Origin of the sequence: Streptomyces sp. NPDC058964 (genome assembly GCF_042741275.1) — a bacterium.
GTDB lineage: Bacteria > Actinomycetota > Actinomycetes > Streptomycetales > Streptomycetaceae > Streptomyces.
In genome coordinates this window covers 22235-31014 of the sequence record NZ_JBHYKH010000009.1, presented here as the reverse complement: position 1 = coordinate 31014, position 8780 = coordinate 22235, and the positions used below count along the sequence as shown (strand labels likewise).

7 protein-coding genes are annotated in these 8780 nt (G+C 69.7%); 5 read left to right on the top strand and 2 right to left on the bottom strand.

Features of this window, described 5'->3' with window-relative positions:
- The first annotated feature begins 472 nt into the window (after positions 1-472).
- Positions 473-1693 (top strand): acetyl-CoA C-acetyltransferase, encoded by a 1221-nt coding sequence (locus tag ACFW2E_RS02275; protein ID WP_384460025.1) that lies wholly within the window; start codon positions 473-475, stop codon positions 1691-1693.
- 303 nt (positions 1694-1996) lie between these two features.
- A complete protein-coding gene (locus tag ACFW2E_RS02270) occupies positions 1997-2815 on the top strand; it encodes a hypothetical protein (RefSeq protein WP_384460023.1) in 819 nt (272 codons plus the stop codon).
- Positions 2816-2849: 34 nt separating this feature from the next.
- Here the strand turns inward: ACFW2E_RS02270 and ACFW2E_RS02265 are convergent, their stop codons facing one another.
- A complete protein-coding gene (locus ACFW2E_RS02265) occupies positions 2850-3161 on the bottom strand; it encodes a hypothetical protein (protein ID WP_384460020.1) in 312 nt (103 codons plus the stop codon).
- 101 nt (positions 3162-3262) lie between these two features.
- Here ACFW2E_RS02265 and ACFW2E_RS02260 point away from each other — a divergent pair, with 101 nt between their 5' ends.
- Positions 3263-3493, top strand: coding sequence for a DUF4287 domain-containing protein (locus ACFW2E_RS02260; protein WP_316748890.1), 231 nt, complete (start codon positions 3263-3265; stop codon positions 3491-3493).
- Between the two features lie 178 nt (positions 3494-3671).
- On the top strand, positions 3672-4841 hold the full coding sequence (locus ACFW2E_RS02255; RefSeq protein ID WP_384460085.1) for an IS30 family transposase: 1170 nt from the start codon (positions 3672-3674) through the stop codon (positions 4839-4841).
- 192 nt (positions 4842-5033) lie between these two features.
- Here ACFW2E_RS02255 and ACFW2E_RS02250 read toward each other — a convergent pair whose 3' ends face one another.
- Positions 5034-5972 (bottom strand): hypothetical protein, encoded by a 939-nt coding sequence (locus ACFW2E_RS02250; RefSeq protein ID WP_384460016.1) that lies wholly within the window; start codon positions 5970-5972, stop codon positions 5034-5036.
- A gap of 137 nt (positions 5973-6109) precedes the next feature.
- On the opposite strand from ACFW2E_RS02250, the gene ACFW2E_RS02245 reads away from it, so the two are divergent.
- A complete protein-coding gene (locus ACFW2E_RS02245) occupies positions 6110-8734 on the top strand; it encodes a valine--tRNA ligase (RefSeq protein WP_384460013.1) in 2625 nt (874 codons plus the stop codon).
- Positions 8735-8780: the final 46 nt, after the last annotated feature.

The following is an 8780-nucleotide window of genomic DNA, read 5'->3' as shown; positions in this document are numbered from 1 at the left end:
GCGGGGGGGGGGGGGCGGTGGGGGGGGCGCGCGCGGGGGGGCCCACCCCGCCCCCGCGGGCTCGCCCCCCGGGGCGGCGGGCCCCGGGGCCCGGGAACACGCCCCCCCGCCGCCGCCGCGTCCCCGAAGCGGCCCCGGCTTCGACGGAGCCGTCCGTCTCGGATCCCGCCTCCCAGCCGACGGAGTCGGGAAGCGGGTGTGCATAGCGCCGAGTACAGCCGGAACCTCCGCGAAAACCCGCTCCCGCCCCGTCCGGCGCAGGACGAGGCCGCCCGGACCGAGGGTCGGGGGGCGAATCCCCCGGGACGGCACCCCCTGCCCACCCGCACGATCCCGGGCAAACCACCGGAGGACCAAGCAAGCGCTTAGACAATTGCGGCCAGGGTCACACCCGCACACGCGTGACCCGGGCCATACGTACGGGTAACTTCCCAACCAGCCCGCCAATTTCCTGCACGTCACTGGAGCCGTGATGCCCGAAGCCGTCATCGTCTCGACCGCCCGCTCCCCGATCGGCCGCGCTTTCAAGGGCTCCCTCAAGGACCTGCGCCCGGACGACCTCACCGCCACGATCATCCAGGCGGCCCTCGCGAAGGTTCCCGAGCTGGACCCGAGGGACATCGACGACCTGATGCTCGGCTGCGGTCTCCCCGGTGGCGAACAGGGCAACAACCTCGGCCGGATCGTCGCCGTACAGATGGGCATGGACCACCTGCCGGGCTGCACGATCACCCGCTACTGCTCCTCGTCCCTCCAGACCTCCCGCATGGCCCTGCACGCCATCAAGGCCGGCGAGGGCGACGTCTTCATCTCGGCCGGCGTCGAGATGGTCTCGCGGTTCGTGAAGGGCAACTCCGACAGCCTGCCGGACACGCACAACCCCTTCTTCGCCGAGGCGGAGGCCCGTACCGCCGCCGTCGCCGAGCAGGAGGGCACGACCTGGCACGACCCGCGTGAGGACGGCCTCGTCCCCGACGCCTACATCGCGATGGGGCAGACGGCCGAGAACCTGGCCCGCTGGAAGGGCGTCACCCGCCAGGACATGGACGAGTTCGGCGTCCGCTCGCAGAACCTCGCCGAGGAAGCCATCAAGAACGGCTTCTGGGAGCGCGAGATCACGCCGGTGACGCTCCCCGACGGCACGGTGGTCAGCAAGGACGACGGCCCGCGCGCCGGCGTCACGCTGGAGGGCGTCCAGGGCCTCAAGCCGGTCTTCCGCCCGGACGGCCTGGTCACCGCGGGCAACTGCTGCCCGCTGAACGACGGCGCCGCCGCGGTCGTCATCATGTCCGACACCAAGGCGCGTGAGCTCGGCCTGACCCCGCTCGCCCGCATCGTGTCCACGGGCGTCTCCGGACTGTCCCCCGAGATCATGGGCCTCGGCCCGGTGGAGGCCTCTCAGCAGGCCCTCCGTCGCGCCGGTCTCACCATCGACGACATCGACCTGGTGGAGATCAACGAGGCCTTCGCCGCCCAGGTGATCCCCTCCTACCGCGACCTCGGCATCGACGTCGACAGGCTGAACGTCAACGGCGGCGCCATCGCGGTCGGCCACCCCTTCGGCATGACCGGCGCCCGCATCACCGGCACGCTCATCAACTCCCTCCAGTTCCACGACAAGCAGTTCGGTCTGGAGACGATGTGCGTCGGCGGCGGCCAGGGCATGGCGATGGTCATCGAGCGCCTCAGCTGATCCGGCTCCGCACGGACGACCCGGCGCCGGTCCCGCAGTGTGACCGGCGCCGGACCCAGCGTGACCCCTTCGGTCCGGCGGTCGATGGATTCCGAACGTCGGACCGATTTGTGATCCAATCTCCCCCAGGATGTGACCTACCCCCCTCGGCGGGGATGTCTGCGCAGGTCAGAGCTGCTATCGGGGTAAACCCTCGGACCGATTTCCTGTCCGTTTCGTGACGTTACGCACTGACAGCTGGTTAGTCCGCCCTTCAAGCTGATGTAGGAAGTCGGGGGTCGACTTTGAACCGGGAGTACGTCAGTGAGCGCCATGCCGATCGCCCTGCTGCTCACCACGGCCGCCACCGGTGCCGTGGGCGTCGCTGTCCTGCGCACCGTGCTGGTGCTGCGCCGCCAGGTCGCCGCTCTGCACGCCCAGCTCGCCGAGAGCCAGGCGGCCGCGACGCGCGCCCTGCTGCCCGCCGCCCGCACCGCCGACGCCGACGAGATACGCGCCGCGGTCGCCGAGGCACTCGCCGAGGAGCGGGAGCGGGAGCTGGCCGAGGCACGCGCCTTCTGGGCCGCACAGGAGTCCCGTGACGCCTCCGGCGCGCCCTCCCTGCTCGGCCTGGCCGACAGCGAGGTGTTCCTGCCCCGCCAGACCGACTTCGTGGGCATGGAGCCGCTGGAGCCGGTCACCGAGCCGAGCACGGAGGCCGACGAGTTCTCCCCCAAGGACTTCGTCCAGGGAGGCACCCCCACGGAGTCCCCCGAGCTCGCCGCGGCACGTCGCCGCCACCCTTCGCACCCCGACTTCGTACCGGTGCAGTCGCCCGTGGTGAACGACCACGAGCGCACGGTCGGCACCCTGGAGCAGCTCGCCGAGGCCCGGGTCGAACTGACCGACGTGCGTCCGGGCCCGCTGGGCACCCTCGACGTCTACGTCTTCGCCGACGGCACGACCCTGTGCATGACCCCGGGCCACCGTGAGACCGCGGAGCGCCTGGCGTCCGCACTGCGCGCGGGCGAGAACCCGTACCTCCTCGGCGGCTCGGGAATCTCGGGCGCGTACACGCTGACGTTCGCGTGCGGCGAGGAGAACGTCTACATCCTGGCCGACCGGGTCATCGCGTCCCTGTAGCCCAGCGGTCCACGCATCACGCGCCGGAGGTCTCCTAGACCCCGGCGCGTTTCTGTGCCTCCTCCACCAGCTTCACCGCCTCCTCGACCTCGGCGTCGGTTTTCAGCACGACTGCCAAGTCGTGCACGGCCACGGTGATCTGGTCGGCGACCGCGAACATGCCCGCGTCGGGCATCTCCCGAGGCTCCCCCGAGGGATCCTCGATCTGCTGGGCACGCAGTGCCAAGTCCCTGGCCAGCGCCAGCGCCTCCGCGGCGGCGCTGCGCTGGAGGCGGCTCTGCGGCGCGGCCCGCAGCCGGTCGGCGAAGTGATCCACGGCTCGGGTCAGAGGTGTCGTGTCAACCACGCCGCGAGACTACGCGTCGCACCAGGACTGTTGCCAATACGCCAACGCTCAGGCACGGTGACGTGAAGGACCGGCTTCGTCGAATGCGTCCGGAGGCGCCGATGTCCCAAGTCTTCTCCGAGGAGACCCATCGCAATCTGCTCGCCCGCATCCCCCATTGCACCGGCCGTGAAGTCTCCGACTGGCTTCGCGCCGTCGAGGAAGGCCCCGCTCTCTTCCGCTTCGAGGAGAAGGTCAGCTGGCTCCGGCACGAGCACAATCTCGCGTACGGCCACGCCAAGGCGATCGTTCACGAATATGACCTGAGGAGGGCCGCGCGCAAGCTGCTCTGAGCGCGCATCGCGTACACACGGCGAAGGGCCCCGGGTCGAACTTCCGTTCTAGTGGTCGTCGCAACACCCCAGTTCAAGGGGTGCGATGGACTTCGAGATCCGGAAGGATCGGCGGCCTCAGGGGCCGAGGAGGTTGGACCGTGAGCGGGAGGAATACCTTCGGCTCGTGGATCTTGGAATAGGGAACACGGAAGCCTGCCGGATCGTCGGTATCAACCGCCGCACCGGCAAGCGTTGGCTCTACGGCCGGCAGGCATCCGGGAGGTACAAGGCAGCCCCGCCCATCGTGGATACGGGGCTGCCCTGGCAGACGCCGGAACCCCCGGCTCGCCCTGAGGAGCCCGTTGGCCCCTCGCGCTACCTCACCGAGGGCGACCGCATCCACATCGCTGACCGGATCCGGGAGAAGGCGTCCGTCCGGGCCATCGCGGCCGAGCTGGGCCGCAGTCCCTCCACCGTCAGCCGGGAGATCCGCCGCAACCGCACGCTCATGCCCAACGGCGGCTGGTACTACCGTCCGCACGCCGCCCAGCGCCGCGCGGACGCCCGCAAACCGCGCCCCAAGCCCGGCAAGATCGGCCAGAACCCCGAGCTGCGGGACTTCGTCCAGGACCACCTGACCCGGCGGTGGAGTCCGGAGCAGATCTGCCACGCTCTACGGGCACGTTTCCCCGACCGGCCGGAGATGCACGTGGTCCACGAGACGATCTACCAGGCGCTTTACGTCCAGGGCCGCGGGGAACTGAGGCGCGAGCTGACCCGGGCACTGCGGACCGGACGCGCGATGCGCCGCCCGCACCGGCACTCGGCAGCCCGCCGATCGCGGTTCGTGCACCCCATGGTCATGATCAGCGAACGGCCGGCCGAGGTCGCCGACCGGGCCATCCCCGGCCACTGGGAAGGCGACCTGATCCTCGGCAAGAACAACGGCTCCGCCATCGGCACCCTGGTCGAACGCAGCACCCGCTACCTGATGCTCGTGCACCTCCCACGCGACCACGGCGCCGCCGCTGTCCGAAACGCGCTCACCGAGACCGTCCAGACTCTCCCACCTCACCTGATGCGGTCACTGACCTGGGACCAGGGCATCGAGATGGCCTCCCACCGAGCCTTCACCGTCACCACGGACATCCCGGTCTACTTCTGCGACCCGGCCAGCCCCTGGCAGCGCGGCTCGAACGAGAACACCAACGGCCTGCTGCGGCAGTACTTCCCCAAGGGCACCGACCTGTCACGCCACAGCCGAGAGGACCTGGCCGCCGTCGCCGCCGAACTCAACAGCCGCCCACGCAAAACGCTCGGCTGGGAAACCCCAGCCGAGCGTCTGTCTAAACTGCTCGCGGCTTGATCAACTCACCACGGTGTTGCTACGACCCCTGGAATCCGCCGCAGACCGGGGCCTTGCGTTTGCAGACGAGTTGGCGAGTACTTGCCCCTCCACTCGAAGGCTCCGTAGGTGCCGGGACCTCGTCGCGGCGAGTTCAGGAGGCGGTACCGGGACGACGGGGAACTCCTCGACGTCCCGGCCCGGGCTGGATGCCTACTTCTTGACCCGGACTGCGTTGCGCACGTCGGACGCGATCTTGGCCGACTCGTCCATCGTGTAGGTCTTCGCCCCTGCGGTCGGCTCCACGACACCCATCGTGCTGTAGTCCGCCCAGATGCACATGTACGTCGTCTGGGGCTTGTGAGTCAGCTGGTTCGTGCTGTCCGCCTGCTGGCACTTCATCACAGCACCGTCCAGGCCGTCGGGCGTGACGGACTTGGCGTCGCCCACCAGCTTGACGTCCTTGGAGTCGGTGTCCCTCTTCATCTGGGCGAAGGTGGTGTCCAGGGCCTTCTGGGGGTCCTTCACCGTGCCGTAGACGCCGAAGTAGGTGATGTTCTCGGCGGTCTGTGCCTTCGCCAGGTCACTCGGGTCGGTGCCGTCGATGGCCGTCAGGTCGACGGTCGAGTAGATGGCCCCGACGGAGGTGGCGTCCGTGACGCCGGCCTTGGCGAGGTCCTTCTCGTCGCTGGAGGTCGCCTTCTCCTCCTTGCCGTTGCCCATCCGCTTGTACTTGTCGGCGAGAAGGGAGGCCGGCGTCGTGAGCTTGTGCGGGCCGTCGTCGGAGAGGCCACCGCTCCCGCTCCCGCTCAGCACGAAGTACGCGCCGACCGCGACCGCCGCCACCACGGCCACCGCACCGATGATCAGGCCCGTCTTCTTCTTGCCGCCGCCCGGGGCCGGGGGCTGGGGTACGTATGCGCCCTGCCCGTAGGGGGCCGTCGGCTGGCCGTACGGGTTCGGCTGCGGGGGGACGCCCTGCTGCGGGTAGCCGTAGCCGGGCTGGGGCTGGGGCTGGGGCGGAGGGGTCTGCTGGGGGTAGCCGTAGCCGGGCTGGGGGGCCTGCGGCTGCTGGCCGTAGGGGCCCGGCTGGCCGTACGGTCCGGGCTGCTGGGGCTGCCCGCCGTACGGGCCCGGCTGGTTGTGACTCATTTCTGGGTTCCCCTCCAGATGCTTATGTGTTCCTGACATCCTGGCGCAGGCACAGGAAGCCCACCGCATCGGGGGGCGCACCGTTACAGAACAAACGCGTTTCGGGACTGGGTCGTGACACCTCTAAACTGACCCCCGTGACCGAGAACGCTCAGCAGCAGCCATCAGCGCCCGACACCGAACTGCCGACCCAGTACGCGCCGGCCGATGTAGAGGGGCCGCTGTACGAGCGCTGGGTAGAGCGGGGTTACTTCGAGGCCGACGCGAAGAGCGACAAGCCCGCGTACACCGTCGTCATCCCGCCGCCGAACGTCACCGGCAGCCTGCACCTCGGGCACGCCTTCGAGCACACGCTCATCGACGCCCTCACCCGCCGCAAGCGCATGCAGGGCTTCGAGACGCTGTGGCAGCCCGGCATGGACCACGCCGGCATCGCCACGCAGAACGTCGTCGAGCGCGAGCTCGGGAAGGAAGGAAAGTCCCGGCACGACCTCGGGCGGGACGCCTTCGTCGAGCGGGTCTGGCAGTGGAAGGCCGAGTCCGGCGGCCAGATCAGCGGACAGATGCGGCGTCTCGGTGACGGCGTCGCCTGGTCCCGCGAGCGCTTCACCATGGACGAGGGACTGTCCCAGGCCGTCCAGACAATCTTCAAGCGGCTCTACGACGACGAGCTGATCTACCGCGCCGAGCGCATCATCAACTGGTGCCCGCGCTGTCTCACCGCGATCTCCGACATCGAGGTCGAGTACCAGGACGACGACGGCGAACTCGTCTCCATGAAGTACGGGGACGGGGACGACACCATCGTCGTCGCCACCACCCGTGCCGAGACCATGCTCGGTGACACCGCCGTCGCCGTTCACCCGGACGACGAGCGCTACAAGCACCTGGTCGGCAAGCTCATCAAGCTGCCGCTGACCGAGCGCTCCATCCCGGTCGTGGCCGACACGCACGTCGACCCCGAGTTCGGCACCGGTGCCGTCAAGGTCACCCCGGCGCACGACCCGAACGACTTCGAGATCGGCCAGCGGCACAACCTGCCGTCCCTCACCGTGATGGACGAGCACGCCGTCATCACCGCGCACGGCCCCTTCCAGGGCCTGGACCGCCTGGAGGCCCGCTCGGCGATCGTCGCCGCGCTGCGCGCCGAGGGCCGGATCGTCGCCGAGAAGCGGCCCTACGTCCACTCCGTCGGCCACTGCTCCCGCTGCAAGACCACCATCGAGCCGCGCCTGTCCATGCAGTGGTGGGTCAAGGTCGGCCCGCTGGCCAAGGCCGCCGGCGACGCCGTCCGCGACGGCAAGGTCAAGATCCACCCCCAGGAGATGGAGAAGCGGTACTTCGACTGGGTCGACAACCTCCACGACTGGTGCATCTCACGGCAGTTGTGGTGGGGTCACCGCATCCCGGTCTGGTACGGCCCGAACGGCGAGGTCGTCTGCGTCGGCCCCGACGAGGAGCCGCCGAGCGGCGAGGGCTGGCGCCAGGACACCGACGTCCTCGACACCTGGTTCTCCTCCGGCCTGTGGCCCTTCTCCACGCTGGGCTGGCCCGAGCAGACCGAGAGCCTCGCGAAGTTCTACCCGAACTCCGTCCTGGTCACCGGCTACGACATCCTCTTCTTCTGGGTCGCCCGGATGATGATGTTCGGCCTGTACGCGATGGACGGGACCCCGCCGTTCCACACCATCGCCCTGCACGGCATGGTCCGCGACCAGTTCGGCAAGAAGATGTCGAAGTCCTTCGGCAACGCGGTCAACCCGCTGGACTGGATGGACAAGTACGGCTCCGACGCGCTCCGGTTCACCCTCGCGCGCGGCGCCAACCCCGGCGTCGACGTCCCGATCGGCGAGGACTGGGTCCAGGGCTCCCGCAACTTCGCCAACAAGATCTGGAACGCCACCCGCTTCGCGCTGATGAACGGCGCGACGGTGGACGGCCCGCTGCCGGACCCGGCGAAGATGTCCGCCACCGACCGCTGGATCCTGTCCCGGCTCAACTCGGTCGTCGCCGAAGTCGACGCGTTCTACGACGACTTCCAGTTCGCCAAGCTGTCCGACGCCCTCTTCCACTTCGCGTGGGACGAGGTCTTCGACTGGTACGTCGAGCTGTCCAAGACGACGTTCCAGGCGGGCGGAGAGGCGGCCGAGGTCTCCAAGCGCGTCCTCGGTGAGGTCCTGGACGTCACGCTGAAGCTGCTGCACCCGGTCGTCCCGTTCGTGACGGAGACGCTGTGGACCACCCTCACCGGTGGCGAGTCGGTCGTCGTCGCCGAATGGCCGACCGACAGCGGCTTCCGCGACAAGGCGGCCGAGCAGGAGATCGAGAGCCTCCAGTCCGTCATCACCGAGGTCCGCCGCTTCCGCGCCGACCAGGGCCTGCAGCCCGGCCAGCGCGTCCCGGCCCGCCTCACCCTGGACGGCACCGCGCTGGCCCCGCACGAGGCCGCCATCCGGCAGCTCCTGCGCCTCCAGCCGGAGGGCGAGTCCTTCACGGCCACGGCCACCCTGCCGGTCGCCGGCGCCGAGGTCGCCCTCGACCTCTCCGGCACGATCGACGTGGCCGCGGAGCGCAAGCGCCTCGCCAAGGACCTGGCCGCCGCCGAGAAGGAGAAGGCGCAGGCCACGGCCAAGCTCGGCAACGAGGCGTTCCTCGGCAAAGCCCCCGACCACGTCGTCGGGAAGATCCGCACGCGGCTCGCCAAGGCTGACGAGGACATCGCCCGCATCCAGGCCCAGCTGGACCGCCTCCCCGAGGCGTGAGGGCCCGTACGTGGGCGAAGGCCCCCGGAGCCACACGGTTCCGGGG

Coding starts and splice junctions, on each gene's coding strand:
- ACFW2E_RS02275 (WP_384460025.1), top strand. CDS start 473: ATGCCCGAAGCCGTCATCGTCTCGACCGCCCGCTCCCCGATCGGCCGC.
- ACFW2E_RS02260 (WP_316748890.1), top strand. CDS start 3,263: ATGTCCCAAGTCTTCTCCGAGGAGACCCATCGCAATCTGCTCGCCCGC.
- ACFW2E_RS02250 (WP_384460016.1), bottom strand. CDS start 5,972: ATGAGTCACAACCAGCCGGGCCCGTACGGCGGGCAGCCCCAGCAGCCC.